Origin of the sequence: Saccharothrix longispora, assembly GCF_030852425.1 — a bacterium.
Taxonomy (GTDB): Bacteria; Actinomycetota; Actinomycetes; order Mycobacteriales; family Pseudonocardiaceae; genus Actinosynnema; species Actinosynnema longispora.
In genome coordinates, this window is record NZ_NSDM01000005.1 from 225,055 (window position 1) to 245,105 (window position 20,051).

General features: G+C 72.9%; 17 protein-coding genes and 1 pseudogene. 2 read left to right on the forward strand and 16 right to left on the reverse strand.

Features of this window, described 5'->3' with window-relative positions:
- The first annotated feature begins 65 nt into the window (after positions 1-65).
- Positions 66-1,259, forward strand: coding sequence for a cytochrome P450 (locus CKY47_RS14180; RefSeq protein ID WP_306746443.1), 1,194 nt, complete (start codon positions 66-68; stop codon positions 1,257-1,259).
- 84 nt (positions 1,260-1,343) lie between these two features.
- Here the strand turns inward: CKY47_RS14180 and CKY47_RS14185 are convergent, their stop codons facing one another.
- The 14 genes and pseudogenes from CKY47_RS14185 to CKY47_RS14250 form a co-directional block, all read right to left on the reverse strand.
- Complete coding sequence (locus tag CKY47_RS14185) at positions 1,344-2,561, reverse strand: cytochrome P450 (protein WP_306746237.1); 1,218 nt, start codon at positions 2,559-2,561, stop codon at positions 1,344-1,346.
- A gap of 169 nt (positions 2,562-2,730) precedes the next feature.
- Positions 2,731-3,240 carry a hypothetical protein gene (locus CKY47_RS14190; protein WP_306746238.1) on the reverse strand — a complete coding sequence of 170 codons (510 nt, stop codon included), beginning with the start codon at positions 3,238-3,240 and terminating at the stop codon, positions 2,731-2,733.
- On the reverse strand, positions 3,237-3,785 hold the full coding sequence (locus tag CKY47_RS14195; RefSeq protein WP_306746239.1) for an HD domain-containing protein: 549 nt from the start codon (positions 3,783-3,785) through the stop codon (positions 3,237-3,239). Before CKY47_RS14195 ends, CKY47_RS14190 begins: the two co-directional genes overlap by 4 nt.
- Positions 3,782-4,132 carry a PRC-barrel domain-containing protein gene (locus tag CKY47_RS14200; protein WP_306746240.1) on the reverse strand — a complete coding sequence of 117 codons (351 nt, stop codon included), beginning with the start codon at positions 4,130-4,132 and terminating at the stop codon, positions 3,782-3,784. Before CKY47_RS14200 ends, CKY47_RS14195 begins: the two co-directional genes overlap by 4 nt.
- Positions 4,133-4,196: 64 nt before the next feature.
- Positions 4,197-7,022, reverse strand: coding sequence for a discoidin domain-containing protein (locus CKY47_RS14205; protein WP_306746241.1), 2,826 nt, complete (start codon positions 7,020-7,022; stop codon positions 4,197-4,199).
- On the reverse strand, positions 7,019-8,443 hold the full coding sequence (locus CKY47_RS14210) for a glycoside hydrolase family 43 protein (protein WP_306746242.1): 1,425 nt from the start codon (positions 8,441-8,443) through the stop codon (positions 7,019-7,021). The genes CKY47_RS14205 and CKY47_RS14210 overlap by 4 nt, the downstream gene beginning before the upstream one ends.
- Before the next feature lie 33 nt (positions 8,444-8,476).
- The gene (locus CKY47_RS14215) at positions 8,477-8,878 is read right to left on the reverse strand and encodes a LamG domain-containing protein (RefSeq protein WP_306746243.1); all 402 of its coding nucleotides are present in this window, start codon (positions 8,876-8,878) and stop codon (positions 8,477-8,479) included.
- Positions 8,879-8,975: 97 nt separating this feature from the next.
- Positions 8,976-9,578, reverse strand: a complete 603-nt coding sequence (locus CKY47_RS14220) for a beta-L-arabinofuranosidase domain-containing protein (protein WP_306746444.1) — start codon at positions 9,576-9,578, stop codon at positions 8,976-8,978.
- A gap of 100 nt (positions 9,579-9,678) precedes the next feature.
- Positions 9,679-10,980 (reverse strand): annotated as a pseudogene (locus CKY47_RS14225) (beta-L-arabinofuranosidase domain-containing protein); the annotation flags it as partial.
- An 83-nt stretch (positions 10,981-11,063) separates the two neighbouring features.
- Entirely contained in the window at positions 11,064-11,912 is an 849-nt protein-coding gene (locus CKY47_RS14230; protein ID WP_306746244.1) for a hypothetical protein, read from the reverse strand.
- Positions 11,913-11,947: 35 nt separating this feature from the next.
- Complete coding sequence (locus CKY47_RS14235) at positions 11,948-12,745, reverse strand: carbohydrate ABC transporter permease (protein WP_306746245.1); 798 nt, start codon at positions 12,743-12,745, stop codon at positions 11,948-11,950.
- Between the two features lie 10 nt (positions 12,746-12,755).
- A complete protein-coding gene (locus CKY47_RS14240) occupies positions 12,756-13,700 on the reverse strand; it encodes a carbohydrate ABC transporter permease (protein ID WP_306746246.1) in 945 nt (314 codons plus the stop codon).
- 5 nt (positions 13,701-13,705) lie between these two features.
- Positions 13,706-14,974 (reverse strand): ABC transporter substrate-binding protein, encoded by a 1,269-nt coding sequence (locus CKY47_RS14245; RefSeq protein ID WP_306746247.1) that lies wholly within the window; start codon positions 14,972-14,974, stop codon positions 13,706-13,708.
- Positions 14,975-15,009: 35 nt separating this feature from the next.
- Positions 15,010-16,905 carry a glycoside hydrolase family 127 protein gene (locus CKY47_RS14250; RefSeq protein WP_306746248.1) on the reverse strand — a complete coding sequence of 632 codons (1,896 nt, stop codon included), beginning with the start codon at positions 16,903-16,905 and terminating at the stop codon, positions 15,010-15,012.
- Between the two features lie 177 nt (positions 16,906-17,082).
- Here CKY47_RS14250 and CKY47_RS14255 point away from each other — a divergent pair, with 177 nt between their 5' ends.
- A complete protein-coding gene (locus tag CKY47_RS14255; RefSeq protein WP_306746249.1) occupies positions 17,083-18,099 on the forward strand; it encodes a LacI family DNA-binding transcriptional regulator in 1,017 nt (338 codons plus the stop codon).
- Between the two features lie 3 nt (positions 18,100-18,102).
- Here the strand turns inward: CKY47_RS14255 and CKY47_RS14260 are convergent, their stop codons facing one another.
- Together CKY47_RS14260 and CKY47_RS14265 are read right to left on the reverse strand one after the other, a co-directional pair.
- Positions 18,103-18,522, reverse strand: coding sequence for a CBS domain-containing protein (locus CKY47_RS14260; RefSeq protein WP_306746250.1), 420 nt, complete (start codon positions 18,520-18,522; stop codon positions 18,103-18,105).
- A gap of 97 nt (positions 18,523-18,619) precedes the next feature.
- Entirely contained in the window at positions 18,620-19,927 is a 1,308-nt protein-coding gene (locus tag CKY47_RS14265; RefSeq protein WP_306746251.1) for an alpha-amylase family glycosyl hydrolase, read from the reverse strand.
- Positions 19,928-20,051: the final 124 nt, after the last annotated feature.

Consider the following 20,051-nt stretch of genomic DNA (forward strand, 5'->3'; position numbering starts at 1 on the left):
CCGCGCCGACGCCGCCGCACGGCAGCGCCCCGCCGCCGGGGTGCCCCGCGCACGCCAAGCCCGTCGTGGCGCTGGAGGGGCCGCTGTTCCGGCAGCGGCCCGCCGAGCTGTACCGGCAGCTCCGGCGCGAGCACGGCCCCGTCGCGCCGGTGGTGCTGGAGGGCGGCATCCCCGCCTGGTACGTCATCGGCTACCGCGAGCTGCACCACGTGCTGACCAACGACCACCTGTTCGCGCGCGACTCGCGCCGCTGGAACCAGTGGGACCGCATCCCGCCGGACTGGTCGCTCATGCCCTACGTGGGCTACCAGCCGTCGGTGATGTTCGCCGAGGGCGCCGAGCACCGCCGCCGGTCCGGGGCGATCAGCGACGCGCTCGGCGAGATCGACCAGTTCGAGCTGCGGCAGCGCTGCGAGGAGGTGGCCGACGGGCTCATCGACCAGTTCGTGGTGTCCGGGCAGGCCGACCTGATGGCGCAGTTCGCGCACCCGATGCCAGGGCTGGTGGTGGCGAAGCTGTTCGGGCTGCCCGACAGCGACATCCCGAGGCTGGTGCGCGACCTCCAGACCTCCCTGGACGGCGGTGACGACGCGATCCCCGCCTACGTGCGGTTGGCGGGCGCGATGCAGGAGTTGGTGCGGCGCAAGGCGATCGTGCCCGGCCCGGACGTGCCGTCGCGGATGCTGGCCCACCCGGCGGGGCTCAACGAGGACGAGCTGACCAAGGACCTGCTGGTCATCATGGCCGCCGCGCAGCAGCCGACGTCCAACTGGATCGGCAACACGCTGCGGTTGATGCTGACCGACGACCGGTTCGCCGTGACGCTGTCCGGTGGTCGGCGCAGCGCCGGGCAGGCGCTCAACGAGGTGCTGTGGGAGGACACGCCCACGCAGAACTTCGTGGGCCGCTGGGCCACCCAGGCGACCCAGCTGGGCGGGCAGCGCATCCGGCCGGGCGACCTGGTGATCATGGGCCTGGCGGCGGCCAACACGGACCCGCAGGTGCGGCCGGACCAGCACTCGGGGTCGTCGGGCAACCACGCGCAGATGTCGTTCAGCCACGGTGAGCACCGCTGCCCGTTCCCCGCGCCCGAGATCGCCGAGGTGATCGCGAAGGCGGCGGTGGAGGTGCTGCTGGACCGCCTGCCGGACGTGGTGCTGTCCGTGGGCGTCGACGAGCTGGTGTGGCGGCAGTCGGTGTGGATGCGCGGCCTGGAATCGCTGCCGGTGGAGTTCACCCCGGCCTACCTGTCCCGCTGAACCGCCCGGTGGTCGGGCGCCGTCCTGGTCGACGGCGCCCGACCACCGGGGTTCCAGGCCGGCGGGGGTTCCAGGCCGGCGGGTTCAGGCCACCGGCGTGAAGACGACCGGCAGCTCGGCCGGGCCGCGGGTGAACACGCCGTGCTCGGCGGCCCGGTAGCCGTCCGCGAGCCGCACGTCGGGCATGGCGTCGAGCAGCATGTCCACCCCGACCTCGACCTCGGTCTTCGCCAGCAACGCGCCGACGCAGAAGTGCCGGCCCAGCGCGAACGCGAGGTGGTTCGCCGCCGCGGAGAACGCGTTCGACGTGTTCAGGTCGTCGCGGAAGATGTCGAACTCGTCCGGGTGCGAGTACCGGGCGGGGTCGCGGTTGGCCGCGCCGATCAGGCACGTCACCGTGGCGCCCGCGGGCACCACGCCGCCGCCCAGCTCCACGTCCTCCGCGGGTTGGCGCATGATCATGTGCACCGGCGGGGTGTAGCGCAGCGTCTCGGCGAACGCCCTCGGGATCAACGACCGGTCCGCGCGCACGGCGGCGAGCTGGTCGGGGTGCTCCAGCAGGTTGCGGAAGATCGCCGCGATGGCCTTGTCCGTGGTCTCCCCGCCCGCCGCGAGCAGCAGCGAGCAGAAGGCCTTGACGTCCTCGTCCGACATGCGGGTGCCGTCGATCTCGGCCTCGCACAGCGAGGACAGCAGGTCGTCGCCGGGGTCCTCCCTGCGCCGCTGGATGATCGGGATCATGTGGGCGGCGAACTCCTCGCGGGTGCGCCGGCCGGCCTCGGCCACCTGCTCGTCGCCGCCGAGGTTGCCGAGGAACGCGATGGTGGCGGTGTACCAGCGGTGGAACTTCGCGTGGTCCGCCTTGTCCAGGCCCAGCATGTCCACGATGACGTTGATCGGGAAGTGCGTGGCGAACTGCCCCACCAGGTCGGCGTGGCCGTCGTGGCGGAACCCGTCGATCAGCTCGCGCGCGTTGTGCTCGATGACCGGCCGGAACTTCTCCTCCAGCACGCTGCCCCGGAACGCGGGGGCGACCAGCGCGCGGCGCACGGCGTGCTCCCGACCGCTCATCTGGAGGATCGTCCGCCCGTGCACGGGCGCGATCTGCCAGTCGTAGTTGTCGGTGGTGAACACCGGGTTGCGGAAGGCCCGCTCGACGTCCTCGTAGCGCGACACGATCCAGCTCCGCGTGGCCTCGTGGTGCAGGAGCGGCGCCCGCTCGCGCAGCACGCGGTAGGCGGCGTAGGGATCGGCGGCGAACTCCGCGGACAGGATGTCGGGTAATTCCCGTGCCGTGGTCATGACTCTCTCCGGGGGCAGGGTGCGGTGTCCGACCGAGGCTAATGATCATCTTGTGGCTGGTCCAGCCGCCACCCGTGGGACGCCAGACGAGTCCATAATGGACCGAAGAGCACCCGGAAAGCGGTTGCTTTACCACGAGGACGCGACTAAGGGCGGCCGGCGGAGAGGTTCAGGCGGGCAGGTGGTCCGCGACGAGGTCCAGGACGGCGGCGCCCTTGCGCTCGTCGAGGAAGCGCAGCCCCATGAAGTTGTCGCCGGTGGTGAACCCGGGCAGCGCCCAGACCGCCTCGTAGGGGATTCCCGCGGGCCGGAAGGAGCGCAGGCTGTAGACGTTGACCCACAGGCACCTGCCGGGGGCCGGGTTCCACAGGCTCCGGGCGAACACCGGGTTGCGGAACGCGTGCCCCACCTCGCCCACCGCGAGCACGAGCTTGCGGCCGGTCAGCAGGACCACGTCACCGGCCTCGACCGTGCGCATCCGCCGGTCGTGCCGGTCGGTGGCGCCCCAGAACCGCGCGGCGCCGCCCGGGTGGACGCGGCCCAACCGGGTCAGGTCGTCCGGGTCGAGCAGCGCTCCCCGCCCGGCGTCGTCGAACGGCACCGGCCGGTCCAGGGTGAGCGACCAGCACCGCCGGGCCTCGGGCGTGCCGTACGACGGCTGGACGAAGACCTGCGTCACGACCTGGTCCCCACCCTGCGCCCGACCCGGTCCGCGGTGACGAGCAGCAGCGGTCCGCGCAGGTGGTGGACCCGGGCGTTGGGCGAGTCGGGCCCGTGCCGCTCCAGCATGTCGGCCAGCCGCCGGGGGACGGTGACGCGGCGCCCCCGGCTGTCCGTGGTCTGGTCGGCGTGGGTCAGGGCGTCGGAGACCGCGCTGCCCTCCCTCGGGTAGCGGTCGAGCCGGTCGCCGAGGCCGAGGTGGGCGGCCACCAGCCGCGCGCCGGAGTGGCGGGCGACCAGGGCGCACACCCGCGGTGGCCACCCCAGCCGCTCCAGGTGGCGGGCGCCGTCGAGCGGGTGGAAGCCGGTGTCCGCGACCTCCGGGGTGTACCCGATGTCGTGCAGCCACGCCGCCGCCACCAGCACCTCCCGGTCGTCCGCCGGCACGGTGACGGCCAGCTCGTCGGCCCTCGCCGCGACCGCGGCGGTGTGCCGCCACCGGTCCGCCATCCCGCCGACCAGGCTCCGCGCCAGGTCCCGGGCGAGGTACCGCGCCGGGGTCACCGGCGGGCGAGGAGGCGTTCGCCCGCGCTGTCGTAGGGCAGCTGGTAGTGCGCGAACACCTTCGGTTCGTCCTGGGCGAGCAGCTCGCCGTCCGTGTCGATCGACGGCGCGTCCTTGACCAGGTCCTTCGGGTAGCGGACGCGCAGCTCCTTCGGCCGCACGGTGACCCCGACCGCCGGGACGAAGACCAGGCGGTGACGCCCGATGAAACCCACCGAGACGGTCAGGAAGCTGGGCTGGTCGGTCCTGGTGTCGACGTACACGGCCTCCAGGTCGCCGATGGTCCTGCCATCGGGGTCGATGACGTCCATGCCGACCCAGTCACGGAGGTTCTCAGCGGGGAACATGCCGTCGGGGTACCCCGTCCCGGCCGGTCCAAGCAGGACCGGCCGGGACGACCCCGATCGTGGCTCACGAACCGCGCTGGTACGCCTTGACCTCGGTCAACGCCGTCTTGAACCCGGGCGCGTGGGTGAGCTGCACGCGCCACCGCTGGGCGGTGACCGGGGTGAACCGGACGTTGTTGTAGTTGGCCCTCGGCGTGCTCGGCGTCCTGCTCCCGACCGCCGCGGTCGCCCACCCGCCGCCCGTCCAGTACTGGACGGCGTACGAGGCGGGCGCCCGGTAGCGGTTGCCCGCGCGGTCGTCGCGGAAGTGCAGCCGCAGTTCGTCGACGGCACGTGGTCGGCCCAGGTCCAGCTCGTACCAGTCGGTCGCGTTCGGCGAACCCGACGTGCCCCACAGCGGCTCGTTGGTGGGCAGCCCGTCGACGGCCGCGCCGGTGGAGGTGCCGGGCGCGGTGTGGGACGCGGTGACGGCCGCGCCCTGCGCCAGGTTCGGCGTGGTCGAGGTCAGGTCCACCCCCGCCTTGGCGAACACGTCGACCATCCGGGCGCTGCCCTGCACGACGTCCTGCGGCGCGCGCAGGCCCGCGAACGGCGTGCTGAACAGCACCGATCCCGAACCGGACGGGAACGTGACCGCGCCGGACGCCGGGTCGTACAGCACGCGGGTGAGGCGGTCGACGGTGAACGCGCGCGTGCCGTTCAGGTAGACCGAGTAGCCCTGGGGCACGCCCGGGTAGCGGGTGACGCCGTCGGCGGGGTCGTCCCACACGACGGCGAGGTCGAGCCCCCGGTAGCGCAGGTTCTCCACCGCGAAGTGCGACCAGCCGATGTCGATGGGCGACAGCTCGACGCGGGTGTCGGTGCGCGGGCGCAGGCCGGCCACGTCCTCGACCACGGTCCAGTTGCTGCTGCCGAGGATGTTGTGGTGGATCCACGAGCGGTAGTCGATGGTGCGGTTGGAGCCGTTCCAGTTGGCCCAGAACTCGTTCGCGTCGGGCCACTGGGTGTTGCCACCGATGTACTGCGCCCAGGTGTTCCAGTAGAGCAGCTTCTTGTAGTCCTCGGCGGTCATCCACTGGTTCGGGTAGTTGCGCAGCACCGAGGAGTACAGCCGGAACTGCACGGTGGAGTTGATGGTGGAGAAGTTGTTGGAGCCGGGGTGCCCGGCCGCCGCCGCGGCGGCCTTGTCCCGCTGGTTGGCGGTGTAGAACGGGAACACCGGGTACTCGGCGGGGTCGGCGAACAACCGCAGCGCCTGCTTGTACTGGTCGGTGGAGGGCATCATGCCCACCGAGTACGGGTAGTAGTTGTTGATCTCCTTCCAGGGCACGTGGGTGTCGGTGGCCACGTGCTTGTGCTCCAGCAGCTGCCGCGACGGGTTCCACAGGGTGTCGACCACGCCGTTGCGGACGCGGTCGGCCAGCGCCTGCATCTCGGCCGCCTTCGCGGTGTCGCCGACCAGCGCGTACGCCTGCTGGGCGGCCATCGCGCCGCTCCACACGTACGCGGTCTCGGCCCGGTCGAGGTTGCCGGCCCGCCAGTCGAACGACACCGCGTCGGCGTCGTTGCCGGTCATCGCGCCCCAGTCGTACTCGATGACGCCGTTGCCGTTGGTGTCGTAGGTGGCGAGCTGGCCCTTGGCGTCGCCCTCGGCGTAGCGGGCCAGGTTGCCGGCGATGGCGCGCTGCCCACCGTGCACCTGGTAGCTGCGCCAGGCGGCCTCGGAGATGTACTGGGTGTAGGAGTTCGACCAGTTCTCCGGGTCGCCGGGGTTGTCCATGAACCGGCCGCCCCGGGAGGACTGCCCGGCCGACAGCCACGGCCCGTAGGAGTACACGGGGTCGCGCAGGTACTTCAGGTCGTCGATGTGCATGGGCTGGGTGAGCGCGATGGCGTTGTTGTAGCCCGTGACGCCCTCGATGGACACCGGGAACTGGAAGTCCTGGCCGGGGATGTCCACGTCGAGGTGGTTGAAGCGCATCAGCCACCAGCGGTAGTAGACGTTCTTCTTGATCGCCGGGTCGGGCACGTCGACGTACGGGATGTTGTCCGCCCACCAGCGGTTGTAGTCGCGCACGTGGGTCGCGAACGCGACGGCGGGCGTGCGGGTGCGGTAGCTGTCGTACTCGGTGCGCGACTGCGGGATCTCGTCGGTGACGAAGCCCATCACGACCTTGGTGGTGGTCGACTGGCCCGCGCCGAGCGTGACCGACCGGTCGAGGCCGCCGTTGGCGGGGGTGAACCCGTCACCGGCCAGCCGGGGCCGGATCGTGGTGAGGTTGTTCTTCACCTGCCGCCGGCCGGTCAGCTCCGAGCCGGTGGCGGTCGTGGCGTACGGCGAGGTGACGCGCAGCGCCAGCGTGGTCGATGCCGAGCCGGTGTTGGTGACGGTCAGGTTGGTGACGGCGACGTTGTTGTGCGTGATGAACTTCGCGACGTCCACGCGCACCCCGGCGCGGGTGTAGACGCCCTTCCAGTGGCTCGGGGCCTGCCACCGGCTCGACACCTGCTCGGTGAGCGAGCCGGAGCCGACCGTGATGGCGTAGGCGTTCTGGCTGCTGATGTCGTCCCAGTACGCGGCGTTGCCGCCGAACCCGACCACGCCGGGGTTGTGGGTGTACATGAACAGGCCCCGGCCCCGGGTCATCAACCACGGGCCGGCCGGGTCGTTGCCGGGGCGGGCGAGCAGGCGGTCCACCCAGAAGTCGGTGCCGCCGCTCTCCGCGTCGTGGATGGCGCGCATGGTGCCGTTGGTGCTGAACCCGACCGGCGGCGCGGGGATCGCGGGGCCGGAGAACGCCGGGTAGCCGATGGTCTGCGCGGCGGAGGCGTGCTGCGCCGGCACGAGGAGGGCGCCGAGCACCACGACGGCCGCCAACCGCCTGGTCACGCCTGGAAGGCTTGCCATTCCAACACTCCCGTCGAGAAGTCGGGCTTCGAGGTGATCGACAACCGCAGCCGGGTGGTGCTCACGGCGGTGAACGTGGTGCTGTTGGAGGTGTTCCCCGCGACGCCGCAGGCCGACTGGCCGGGCACGGGCGCGTAGGCGCTGCCGGTCCAGTACTGCACCTGGCACGAGGCGGGCAGGTCGATGCCCTGGTCGTCGTCGAACCAGTAGGTGGACACGCGGTTCACCGACTTCGCGGTGGGCCAGGTGTACTCGACCCACTGCGTGCCGCGCTCGGGCCAGTTGCCGTAGGCGAGGTTCGAGCGGTCCGCCGAGTTCGCGGGCGTGCCGCCGTTGTTGAGCGCGGCCGGTGACTCCCACGGCGAGACGTACGAGGTGGACGCGGTCGCCGACGGGGCGAGGTTCGTGCCGGGGCCGGGCGGTGCGCCGGGGTTGGGCGGTGGCCCGGTGGTGGTCTGGGTGACGCGTCGGATCGTGCCGTCGGCGTTGAAGTCCAACAGGTCCACGGCCGCGGAACGGCGGAAGTTGCCGCCGCCGGGCGCGTTGGCGTTGTGGTAGACGATGTACCACTGGCCGTTGAACTGCACGACGCCCGCGTGGTTCGTGGTGGACGACACCCGGCCGAGCACGACCCCGCGGTGCGTCCACGGGCCGAGCGGGCTGGTGGCGGTGGCGTAGCGCTGGCAGGCGTAGGCGGAGTCGGTCACGCAGCCGTTGGTGTCGTTCGCGGCGTACAGCATGTAGTAGAGGCCGTTGCGCTTGAACATCCAGGGCGCTTCCCAGAAGTCGGTCAGCCCGCTGGGCGTGACCACGGCCCCGTCCAGCTCGATCATGTCGGGCTTGAGCTTCGCGGCGCGGGCGCCCCAGTAGCCGCCCCAGTAGAGGTACGCCTGGCCGTCGTCGTCGGTGAACACGGTCGGGTCGATGTTGAGCCCGGACGAGTTGGGCGTGCTGTCGCTGATCAGCGGCCCGCCCTTGGCGTCGCGGAACGGGCCGAGCGGGCTGTCGCCGACCGCGACGCCGATGTCCATCCAGCCCGCGCCGTTGCCGTTGACCGAGGTGTACCAGTAGTACTTGCCGCCGCGCGGCTCGACCTCGCTCGCCCACGCGTCCGCGCCGGCCCACGGGAAGGTGGCGATGTTCGCGCGCGCCCCGTGGTCGGTCCAGGTGGCGGCGTCGGTGCTGGACAGCACGCGCCACTCGCGCATCCGGAAGTTGGTGTCGCCGGGCGGCGCCTCGTCGCGCCCGGCGTAGACGTACAGGGTGTTCCCGACGACCAGCGGGGCAGGGTCGGCGGTGTAGTAGGAGGTGACGATGGGGTTCGCGGCGAGCGCGGGCGGGGCCAGGGCGGTGACGAGCGCCAGGGCGGCGCCCAGCCCGAACACCCGGTTGCGGGTACGCATGTGCGTGCTCCTCGGAGGAGGCAGGTGGTGTGGTCAGCGGCCGGTCGCGTGCAGGTCCGCGACCTCGGCGGCGCCCAGGGCCCGCCCGTGGAGGCGGAACCCGTCGACCGCGCCGTCCAGGTACGGGTCGTTCGCGTACTGGGAGCGGCCGATCCGGTTCTGCGCGGTGCTGCCCAGCGACGCGGGCAGCAGGGTCAGCGCGGTGTTGCGGGCGACCTCGGAGCCGTCGACGTAGAGCACGCCGAGGTCGCCGGCCTGGGTGACGGCGACGTGCGTCCACGCGCCGGTGGGCAGCGGGTTCGCCGCGTCGATGCGCGGGATCGCGCCGGAGCCGCCGGTGGTGACGGCGTACCGGACGCCGCCGGCGGAGCTGCGCGCGGGGTGAGGAACAGGTAGCCGCCGGTGCCGTTGCCGAGGTCGAACACCCGCGCCCACGTGGTGAGCGCGTCCAGCCGCACCCAGGTGGCGACGCTGAACGCCGTAGCGCCGGCGAGCAGCCCCGCCGGGAGGACGACGTGCCCGCTCGTGCCGTTCAGCTCGACCGCCGAGCCGGTGCGGCCGGTGGTCCAGGTCGCGCCCACGAGCGCGGCGGTGCGCCCTCCCCCGGTGGCGTCGGCGGCCGTCGTGCCGCTGCCCTCGTCGAACGGGTAGTGCGCGATGAACGCGGGCGCGGGCGTGCCGGCGACGTCCCAGTACACGGTGTACCGCTGACGGTGCGTCTGGTGGAACGGGCCAGCGTGACCTGCCCCGTGCTCGCGGTCGCCGTGTAGCGCATCGGCGTGGTGGTGGCGCGGATCGTGTCGGGCCGCAGCGTCGGCAGGGTGCCGGGATCGGTGGTGCCGTACCAGCCGGCGAGCACGATCGGCCCGTGCTTGACCGCCTGCACCGCCGGGTCGTCCGGGGCGCTCTCGCGGGTCAGGGCCATGGGCAGGCTCAGCTCGACCACGTCCCCGGACGCCCAGGTGCGGTCGAGGCGGGCGTAGCCGCCCGGTGTCGCGGCGACGGGCGTGCCGTTGAGCCGCAGTCGCGCCCCCGTCGCCCAGGACGGCACGCGCAGGCGCAGGTCGATCGGGCCCGCCCCGGTGACGGTCGGCTTCGTGGAGGGCGTCTCGGGCCACCCGGTGTCCTGCCGCACGGTGAGGCCGCGCCCCCGGCCAGGTCAGCGTGGACGGGATGAACAGGTTCACCCACGGGGTGTTGCCGCCGTGGAAGTAGGTGCTGTCGCCGTGCTTGGTGTTGGTCTCCATCCCGGTGCCGTGGCAGCAGGTGAAGTTCTGGTAGTCGTTGCTGTAGGTGCGCTGCCCGCCGGCGCGCAGCGGCACGTAGTAGCTGTGGTGGCCGTGCGCCGAGTCGGGGTCCTGCGCGCCGAGCAGGTGGTTGTGGAGCGCCTTCTCGTGGCAGTCGAACAGCTCCGGCCGGCCGGGGTCCGTGCGGAACAGCTGCCGGGTCAGCTTGAGCATGTTGTAGGTGTTGCAGCACTCGCACGTGTGGTCCGACAGCTCCGAGGCGATCCGGTTCGGGGCCTTGAAGTACTCGCCGTTGGAGTTGCCGCCGATCGCGTAGGTGTGCGCGCCGACGACGGTGTCCCAGAAGAACGTGGCGATGTCGCGGTACCGGGTCTCGCCGGTGGCGTGGTACTCGCGGATCGCGCCGAGCGCCTTGGGGATCTGCGTGTTCGCGTGGTGGCCGTCCAGCGCGTCGCGGCCCCGGGCGAGCGGGTCGAACACCTCGGCGTGGTCGAAGTGGCGGGCGGCCGCGAGGTGCGCGGGGTCGCCGGTGAGCTGGTACAGGTTGGCCGGCACCTCGTTCATGCCGCCGAACTCGGTGTCGAGCATGTCCTGCCGCTGGGCCTGGGTCAGCCGGCCGTTGCGCCACGCCACCCAGCCCGCCATGCGGGTGAGCACGGTGAGCGCCTGCACGTTGCCGGTGAGCAGGTGCGCGTCCAGCAGCCCGGCCAGGATCTTGTGCAGCGTGCAGTAGGGGGCCCAGACCTGTTGGCGGGCCTCGACGCGGTCGATGAAGCTCTCCGGGGACGCCGAGAGGTAGCCGGTGTCGTACCCGGCGGCGGTGGCGCGGTCCTGGCAGGTGGCCAGCTGCGCGACCAGGTGGTCGGACTTCGCCTTGAACGCGGTGTCGCCGGTGCTCGCGTACGCCTGGGCCAGCGCGGTGAGCACGTGCCCGGTGGTGTGGCCGCGCAGCTCGGTCGTCGGCGACTCCCAGCCGCCGCACGGGGTGGCGCCCGACGGCAGGCCGACGTTGAGGCGGAAGGTGTGCAGCAGCCGGTCGGCGTCGAGGAACCTGAGGTAGGCGTGGGTGCGGTTGGTGTTGGCCTGGAACGGTCCGGCGTGCAGGGCGACCGCGCCGAGCGGGAACGGGTCGGCGGACGTGCCGACGTCGGGACGCGCGGCGGCGGCCGGTCCGGTGGGACCCGGGGCGGCGAGACCCGGGACGGCGCCGGTCGCGGTGGCGCCGGCCGTCGCGGCGAGCACGGCGCCGGCGCGCAGGACGGCACGCCGGGAGGGGGTCGGCGGGGACATGGGCGTCACCTCTCGTGACGGGTGGGGCGGGGTGGGACCGGCGCCCCCGCCGGAGGCAGGGGAGCGGGGGCGCCGGCTCGGGATCAGTAGCCGTAGCGGTTCTTCAGGTGCCGCCACCAGTCGCGGAACATCCAGGCGTCGAAATCGGTGATCCGCGGGGAGCTGCCGGCCTTCATGATGAAGCCGCCGACACCACTGGGGGTCCAGTCGTAGAAGTCGTCCAGGCCGAACGTGTGGCCGATCTCGTGCAGCAGGATCGTCATGTCACCCGTGTTCAGGTTGTTGACGAAGTACTCGCTGCCCATGCGCTGGCCCCAGTCGCCACCCGCGCCGCCGCCCATGCCGGCGGTCAGCCACAGCGACTGGTCGTAGTGCCGCGGCACGCCGCCCGGGCAGTTGCGGTACTGCCCGTCGCGGACGAAGAACCGGCCGCACGGCTCGGCGCACTGCGGCGCGTTCTCCCGGATGTCGTTGACGTAGACGTCCACGGAGTTGTCGGACCACTGGAGCGTGGCGCGGTCGCGCACCGCCCAGCCGACCACCTTGATCGGCACGGTGGCGTACGGCCAGTTGTTGTGGCCGACCACGAGGTCGACCCACTTCCTGTACTGCTCGGCCAGCTTGGCGTGGATGCGGTCGCGCAGGGACGCGGACACGGGGGCCGAGGAGTCCCAGCGGACGCAGAAGTTCAGGTAGCCGCCGTTGGCGAACACCTGGTCCCAGCCGTAGTTGCGGAACCCGTACAGGTTGCCGTAGGTGCTCTCCTGGTGGCTCCACACCTGGTTGAGGGGGGTGACCAGGGTGGACGGCGGGCTCCACGTGGCGGGGTTCGCGGCGGTGGCGACCCCCGCCGAGGCCGGTTGCACGACCCCGCCGACGGCCACCACGCCGAGCAGGACGGCCAGGACGGTTCTCTTCCAGGATCGCGGCACTGCGATCCTCCTTCCGGGTTGTCGGTGGCGGCGGATCAGCCTTTGAGCGCTCCCGAGGTGAAGCCGCGCACGTAGCTGCGCTGGAGGAACGCGAACAGCACCAGGCAGGGCACGGCCATGAACACCACGCCCGCCTCCAGCGCCGCGTAGTCGATCGACCCGTGGCTCGCGGTGCGCATGTTCACCACGGCGAGGGTGGTGGTGAACTTGTCGGTGGAGTTGAGCAGGATCAGCGGCGCGAAGAACTCGCTCCACGAGGTCAGGAACGCGAACAGCGCCACGGTGACCAGCCCCGGCCTCACGGCGGGCAGCATGATCCGCACCAGCGTCCCGAACGACGTGCAGCCGTCCACCCGGGCCGACTCCTCCAGCTCCACCGGGACGGCGGCGAACGAGTTGCGCATCATGAACACCGAGAACGGCAGCTGGAACGTGACGAGCACGAGGCTGAGCCCGACCAGCGAGTCCTCCAGGCCCAGCCACCCCAGCAGCACGTACAGCGCGATCAGGATGGTCGCGTACGGCACCATCAGGATGGCCAGGGTGAGCAGGAACAGCACGTCCCGGCCGGGGAAGCGGAACCGGCCGAACGCGTAGCCGCCGAAGGTGGCCACGAGCAGCGTGCCGCCGACGGTCAGCGCGCTGACCACGACGCTGTTGAGCACGTGCCGGAGCGACACGCCGTCGGTCGGGGAGAACAGCCGGTCGTAGTTCTCCAGGCCGAACCCGGTGTCCGTGCGCACCGACGCGAACGCGGCCCACACCAGCGGGAACAGGAACAGGATCGCCAGCGCCGAGCCGGTCAGCCAGAAGGGGACGCGGTTCTCCTTCACGATTCCCCCTTCACGAGGATCGGCGGCGCAGGACGCCGAGCTGGACGGCGTTGAACAGGACGAGCACCACGAGCAGCACCACCGAGATCCCCGCGGCGGACCCGAGGTCCAGGCGCACGAACGCCTCCCGGTAGACCACCATGACCACGGACGTCGTGCTGTTGTCCGGGCCGCCCCGCGTCAGGATCCAGAACTGGTCGAACGCGAGCAGCGACCCGGTCGTGATCATGGTCAGCACCAGGGCGATCGTCGGGCGCATCAGCGGCAGCGTGATCCGGCGGAACGCCTGCCAGCGGGTCGCGCCGTCCACCTTGGCCGCCTCGTGGACGTCCGTCGGGATCGCCTGGAGGCCGGTCAGCAGGATCAGCATGGCGAACCCGGCGAACCGCCACAGCACCAGCAGCACCGCCGAGGCCAGTGCCGAGTCGGGGCTGCCGCCGGTCCACGACACGTACCCGTCGACCAGGCCGAGCCACGCCAGCAGGTCGGTCACCGGCCCGATCTCGTCGCTGAGCAGCCCCAGGAACAGCAGTGACGCGCTGGCGAAGCCGACCGCCATGGGCAGGTAGAACGCGGTGCGGAAGAACCCCACGCCGGGCCTGCGGTGCTGCACCAGCAGCGCCAGGCCCAGCGCCACCGCGAACAGCAGCACGGTCGTGATCACCGTGTACTTCGCGGTGAACCAGGCCGCGGTGCGCAGCAGCTCGTCGTCGGCGATGCCGGTGTAGTTGTCCGGCGCGTTGAGCCGGGGCTTGCCGAGCAGCGGCCAGCGGTGCAGCGACATCCACGCGACCAGGCCGAGCGGCACCAGGAAGAACAGGCCGACCACCAGCGCCGTCGGTGCGGCGTAGGCGGCGCCGACGAGGGCGCGCGCGCGGTCGGCGCGGCGGCGCGGCGCGGCCGGGGCGGGGGGTGGTCGCCGGGTCTCCTCGCGGCGCGGCAGGGTCGCGGTCATCGTCCTCAGCCCTGCCGGAGGGACCTGGTGATGGCCTCGTCGCCGTCGGCGAGCGCCGAGGCCGCGTCGCCGAACAACGCGCCGCGCACGGTCCGCAGCCACGGGCTCTGCGGGTCGTTGAACGAGGCGTTGAAGTTGCGGGCGTAGGGCGTCCGGCCCTTGGCGACCAGGCTGTTCGCGGTGACCAGGCGCGGGTCGGCCTTCGCGTGCTCGTTCTCGGCGAGGTCCGTGCGGGTCGGCACGCCCTTGCCCCTGGCGACCACGCCGACCTGGGCCTCGTCGGAGGTCGTCCAGGCCAGGAACTCCCAGGCCGCGTCCTCGTGCCCGGTGGTCGCGCCGATGCCCATCGCGTCGCCGCCGACGAACGTGGACTCGCCGCCGTCGAGGCCGCTGATCGGCGCGACCCCGACGTCGACCCCCTTCGCCGCGATGGCGTCGAGCCACACGGACGGGCCCGGCGCGATGCCGACGTTGCCGCTCTGCAACGCGCCGAGCCAGGTGGGGCCGGCTTCGTCCTTGGACGCGGGCGCGGCCACCCCCTCCTCGTACAGGGAGCGGTACAGGGCGAACACGTCGGCCATCTCCGGCGAGTCGACGGTGGCCTCCTGCCCGTCCGCGTCCAGGACGTCGCCACCGCCCGCCCACACCGAGGGCCACATCGTGAACTCGACGCAGCCGCCGCAGTTGCCGCCGAAGTACGTGCCGTGCACGTCACCGCCGAGCGCGTCGACCTTCCGCGCGTGCTCGGCGTACTCGCGCAGCGTGCGCGGCGGCCGCTCCGGGTCGAGGCCCGCCTTCCGGTACAGGTCCTTGTCGTAGAGCAGCACGGACAGGTCGATCGTGTGCGGCAGCGCGAAGTTGCGCCCCTCCCACGTGCCTGCCCGCACGTGGGAGGGCGCCACCCGGTCCTTCACGTCGAGCGCGGCGAACCGGTCGGTCACGTCCGCCCAGAGGCCCTGGGAGGCGTACTGCGGCGCGAACACCACGTCCGCGGCGAACAGGTCTGGCAGGGCCTTCGCCCCGGCCGCGGACGCGAGCTTCGCCGGGTACTCCTCGTTGGGGTACGCGGTCACCTCGACGCGGTCGCGGTGGGTGGCGTTGTAGGCGTCCGCGTACGCCTTGGACACGGCCTCGGTCGCGGCGCGGGTCCACAGGGTCAGCACCACGCCCTCGTCCCCGCCGCCCTCGTCCCCGCCGCCCGCGTCGGGCGCGGCGCAGGCGGCGGCGGTCAGCGCCAGCACGGCCACGGTGGTGCGAAGCCCTCTTGTGGTCACCGGTCTCTCCTTCGAGCGCGGTCCGGGGGTCGGGATCAGTCGGCGGGGAGCCAGACCCGCATGGTGGACGGGCCCCGGCGGGCCCAGCGGTGGTACGGCACGAGCGCGAACGGGGCGTGCGCTCCGGCGGTCGGCGTCGCCGGAGCGCCGTAGGGCCAGCGGGCGTCGGCCGGGTGGTCGACGCGCGCCCGCACCTCGACGCCGTGCGGCGTGTCGACCGGCGGGGTGGACGGGTCGACGCGCAGCACGTCCAGGTCCACGTCCCCGAGCGACTCGGCGCAGTACACGACCGGACCGCGTTCCACGGCCACGCAGCCGCGCACGGCGTCCACCCGGGGGTCGGGCGCGGTGAACCGGGGCAGCACCGGCAGCTCCAGCCGGATCTCCTCCCCCACCGCGAAGTTCCGGTGCACCACGACGTCGCCGACCGGCGCGGGGTGGCGGCCGTAGGTGGTGGCCAGCACCGCGCCGTCGGCCCAGCCGGGCACGCGCAGGGTGATCGACCACGGCCGGTCGTCGGTCTTCACCACCCGCACGGTCACCACGCCGTCGTCCGGGTAGTCGGTGCGCACCCGCAGTCCCACCTCGCGGCCGTCGGCGAGGCGGGTGTCGATCTCGGCGTCCAGGTACTGGTGCAGCCGCACGCCGGTGTCGTCGGCGGTCGCGGTGTAGCAGGCCAGCGAGGCCAGCAGCCTGGCCGCGTTGCCCAGGCAGCACGACACCTCGAACCACGGGGCCCGCGGCCCGCCGCCGAAGCCCAGCTGCTCCTCGTCGTCGGAGACCTCGGCGGTGGGCGTGCGCTGGTGCAGGGTGTGGGCGTAGAAGAACGAGCGGCCGTCGTCGGCGACGGCGGTGGCCACCACGTTGTGCAGGATGCGCTCGACGACGTCGTCGTAGCGGCCGTCCCCGGTCGCCAGCAGCAGGCGCCAGGCCAGCATGATCGCCGCGACGCCCGCGCACGTCTCGGAGTAGGCGCGGTCCGCCGGCAGCTGGAAGTCCGGGCCGAACGCCTCGTCGGTGTGCCGCGAGCCCATACCGCCGGTCAGGTAGGTGCGCCGGGCCAGGGCGTGGTCGAACTGGGCGGCGACGGACCGCAGCAGCTCGTCGTCCCCGGTGTCCACGGCCACGTCGACCGCGCCGCACGCCAGGTACAGCGCGCGCACGGCGTGCCCGTGCAGGGAGGTCGACTCGCGCACCGGCACGTCGTCGCTGAAGTAGGACCAGCCGAACTCGTGGCGCGGCAGCGTCCGCCTGCCCCGGCGCTCGACGAACAGGGCGGCCTGGTCCAGGTAGCGGCGCTCCCCCGTGACGCGGGCCAGCTCGACCAGCGCCACCTCGATCTCGGGGTGGCCGCACACGCCCTGCCGCCCGTCGGGGCCGAACTCGGCGCACACGTGGTCGGCGACGCCGCGGGCGACGCCCAGCAGCCGGTCGGGCCCGGCGGTGCGGGCGCGGGCCACGGCGGCCTGGATCAGGTGCCCCGCGCAGTACAGCTCGTGCCCCCAGGCCAGGTCGCCGTAGCGGGGCGGGCGGCCGGGACCGCCGAACGCGGTGCCGAGGTAGCCGTCGGGGGCCTGCGCGGCGGCGACCAGTTCGGTCAGCTCGACGACGGCCGCGTCCACGGCGGGGTCGCCGCCGCGACCCGCCTCCCAGGACAGGGCCTCCAGCAGCTTGTAGACCTCCGAGTCGGAGAACTCGCGGCCCCGCCGGTCGGGCGAGCTGTGGCCGGCGGCGAAGTTGGCGGTCCAGCCGAGCCGGTCGAGCCAGGACCGGATGTGCGGCAGGGTCGCGGCGGCGTTGACCTCCTGCCTCCGGGCCCAGGGCCCGCCGGTGACGCGCACTTCGCCGAGCCCCAGCGGTCGGAGCGCACCGCGCCGCGGCACGACGGGTCGGCCACCCACCGCGGTGGTGTCCGGCGACGTCAGCGTCATCCAACCCTCCCGGGTCACCGCCGGACGGGCCGTCCCGTGCCGGTTCGCCTTCGACCATGACAGTCGAAAAGGTTTTCGGCAATTGCCAATCTCATGTTGGCCCGAATCCGGGTTAGATGCGGTGACGTGCGAATACAATCGAATCGGCGTTCGACGAAACAGTTCGAAAGGCTTTCGATGGCCAAGCGGCAGTCATCCTCGACCACCCTCAGCGACGTCGCCGCGCGCGCCGGGGTGTCGATCTCCACCGCGTCGAAGGCCCTCAACGGCCGCGACGACGTGGCCGCCGCGACGCGGGACCGCGTGCTGCGCGCCGCCGCCGAACTGGCGTTCCAGCCGAACGCCCTGGCGCGCGGCCTGATCTCGGGGCGCACCCGCACCATCGGGCTGCTCACCGACGAACTGGGCGGCCGCTTCGCCATGCCGATCCTGCTGGGGGTGGAGAACGCGCTGGCCAACGAGCAGATGTCGGTGCTGCTGTGCGACGCGCGCGGCGACGCGATCCGCCGCCACCACTACATCAGCACTCTGCTGGCCAGGCAGGTCGACGGGTTCATCATCCTCGGCGACGACAACGACGTGCGCCCCTCGCTGACCCGGGGCATCCCGGTGCCGGTGGTGTACGTCTACGGCGAGTCGGCGGACCCCGCCGACCTGTCCGTGCTGGCCGACGACGAAGGCGGCGCGAGGCTCGCCGTCGAGCACCTGGTCTCGCTGCGGCGCGAGCACATCGGCCACATCACCGGTCCGCAGGCCTACCGGGCGGCGCGCGACCGGGTGACCGGGCTGCGCACCGTGCTGGCCGAGCACGGTCTCCACCTCGCCGGCGGTGCGCCCCTGCACGGGGAGTGGTCGCAGCGCTGGGGCCGGCACGCCGCCCGCACCCTGCTGGCCACCGCTCCGGAACTGGACGCGGTGTTCTGCGGCAACGACCAGATCGCCACCGGCGTCGCCGACGTCCTGCGCGACCTGGGCAGGCGGGTGCCGGAGGACGTGGCGATCGTCGGCTACGACAACTGGGAGGAGTTCGCCGTCGACTGCCGTCCCCCGCTCACCACGGTGGACCTGGACCTGGAGCACCTGGGCACGGCCGCCGCCCGCCTCCTGCTGGACCGGCTGGGCGGCGACCACGCGGGTGGCGTCGTGCGCCACCCGTGCAGGCTCGTGGTCCGCGAGTCCACCGCGGTGCCGTGACGGTCAGGTGTTGCTGCGGGCGGCGCTGATGTCGGCGAGCCCGGAGAGCGAGTCCTGCTCGATCGCGGCGTCGCCGAGGGAGAACACGCCCACGGCCCGACCGCCCTCGACCACCGGGATGCGGCGGACCGCCTTCTCCCGCATGCGGGTCACGGCGGTGTCGACGTCCTCGTCGGGGGTGGCGGTGATCAGCTCGTCGCTGCACACGTCGGCCAGCGAGCAGCCGGACAGGTCCTCGCGGTCGGCGAGGCCGCGGACGACGATGTCGCGGTCGGTGACGATGCCGCGCACCTGGTCGCCGTCGACCACGAGCACGTCGCCGATCCCCTGGTCGCGCATCGCCTGCGCCGCCTGTCGCACCGGGGTGTCCGGCGCCAGGGTCACCGGGTTCGCGGTCATGAGGTCACGCACGTACTGGGCCATCGGCACTTCCTCCTCGTGTGTGGAGCGCGTTGCGCGGTCGGACCCCGGTTACCCACGAGGACGCGGCGCACTCCCCCCGGGAGGCGACGAACCCGCGTCAGCCGGCGAGCACGGCCCAGCCGTGGGGCGGGAGGCCGACGACGTCCCGGCCCGCGTCGGCCGCCCCGGCGAGCACGCCGCGCACCCCCGGCGCGGGCAGGCGGCACGGCGCGTCGGCCAGGTTCAGCGCGACGAGCAGCCGCTCCCCCCGCCCGGCCACGGCGTAGACCAGCTGCTCGTTGGCGACGTGCACCTGCTCCGGGGCCGCGGTGTGCAGCCACGGGTGCCTGCGGCGCAGGCCGATCAGCTCCTGGTGCAGGTGGAAGGTCGGCAGGCCCAGCGGGGACAGGCCCGACGGGTCGGGCGGGAACGGCGGTCGCACGGCGTCGTCGCCGCCCGCGCGGTCCACCTTCACCCCGCGGAACGCGTGCTCGTCGCCGGACCACACCGCCGGGGTCCCGCCCAGGGTGAACAGCACGACGTGCGCGTGCGGGAGGTGGCGCTCGTCGGAGAGCCCGCTGGCGATCCGGGTCACGTCGTGGTTCCCGACGAACGTCCAGGGCACGAACGACTCCAGGAACACCGCGTGCCGCTTCAGCGACCAGGCCAGCTCGAACAGGTTGCGCTCCTCGATGCCGTGCCAGACCGCCTGCCACAGCTCGTACTGGGTGACCGCGTCCAGCCCGCCGACGGCCACGGCGCGCGCGTAGTCGCCGTGGATGACCTCGCCGACGACGTACGCGTCGGGGTGGGCGGCGCGCACGGCGGGCAGCACGCGGGCCCAGAACTCCGGCGGGACGGCGTAGGCGGCGTCCAGCCGCCACCCGTCCGCGCCGCGGTCGAGCCAGTGGACCATCACCCGGGTCACCAGGTCGACGACGGCTTCGCTGGAGTGGTCCAGCTCGACGAGGATGTCGTGGCCCTCGAAGACGTCGACCTCCGGTTCGACGCCGGGTTCCCACCGCTCGGGCCGGCGCGGCCGGAACCAGTCCGCCGTCGGCGCCGACGGCCCCTGCTCGGCGAGCGCCCGGAACGCGGGGTGCCGCCGGCCCACGTGGTTGAACACGCCGTCGAGCAGCACCCGGACGCCGCGGGCGTGCGCGGCGGCGACCAGGGCGTCGAAATCGGCCTCGTCGCCGAGGCGCGGGTCGATCCGGAAGTGGTCGACGGTGTCGTAGCCGTGCGTGCTCGACGCGAAGACCGGGCCGAGCGCCAGGCCGTTGCAGCCCAGCTCCAGCAGGTGGTCGAGCCAGCGCTCCAGGTGCGGCAGCCGGTGGTGCACCTCGTCCACCGCGGACCGCTCGGCGCCCGTGAACCCCAAGGGGTACACCTGCCACCAGATCGCGTCGGCCACCCACCCGGGCATGCTGCTCCTCCACTCGGTCCGCGGTCGCCGCGTCGGCGCGGCACCCGGCCATCCTCCGACCTCCAGCCCGTCACCGCCTCCCGACGGCGCTCCGCCCCGGCGTCCCGGGGAGCGCGGTCCGCGG

Coding starts and splice junctions, on each gene's coding strand:
- CKY47_RS14185 (WP_306746237.1), bottom strand. CDS start 2,561: ATGACCACGGCACGGGAATTACCCGACATCCTGTCCGCGGAGTTCGCC.
- CKY47_RS14200 (WP_306746240.1), bottom strand. CDS start 4,132: ATGTTCCCCGCTGAGAACCTCCGTGACTGGGTCGGCATGGACGTCATC.
- CKY47_RS14210 (WP_306746242.1), bottom strand. CDS start 8,443: ATGCGTACCCGCAACCGGGTGTTCGGGCTGGGCGCCGCCCTGGCGCTC.
- CKY47_RS14240 (WP_306746246.1), bottom strand. CDS start 13,700: ATGACCGCGACCCTGCCGCGCCGCGAGGAGACCCGGCGACCACCCCCC.
- CKY47_RS14250 (WP_306746248.1), bottom strand. CDS start 16,905: ATGACGCTGACGTCGCCGGACACCACCGCGGTGGGTGGCCGACCCGTC.
- CKY47_RS14255 (WP_306746249.1), top strand. CDS start 17,083: ATGGCCAAGCGGCAGTCATCCTCGACCACCCTCAGCGACGTCGCCGCG.
- CKY47_RS14260 (WP_306746250.1), bottom strand. CDS start 18,522: ATGGCCCAGTACGTGCGTGACCTCATGACCGCGAACCCGGTGACCCTG.
- CKY47_RS14265 (WP_306746251.1), bottom strand. CDS start 19,927: ATGCCCGGGTGGGTGGCCGACGCGATCTGGTGGCAGGTGTACCCCTTG.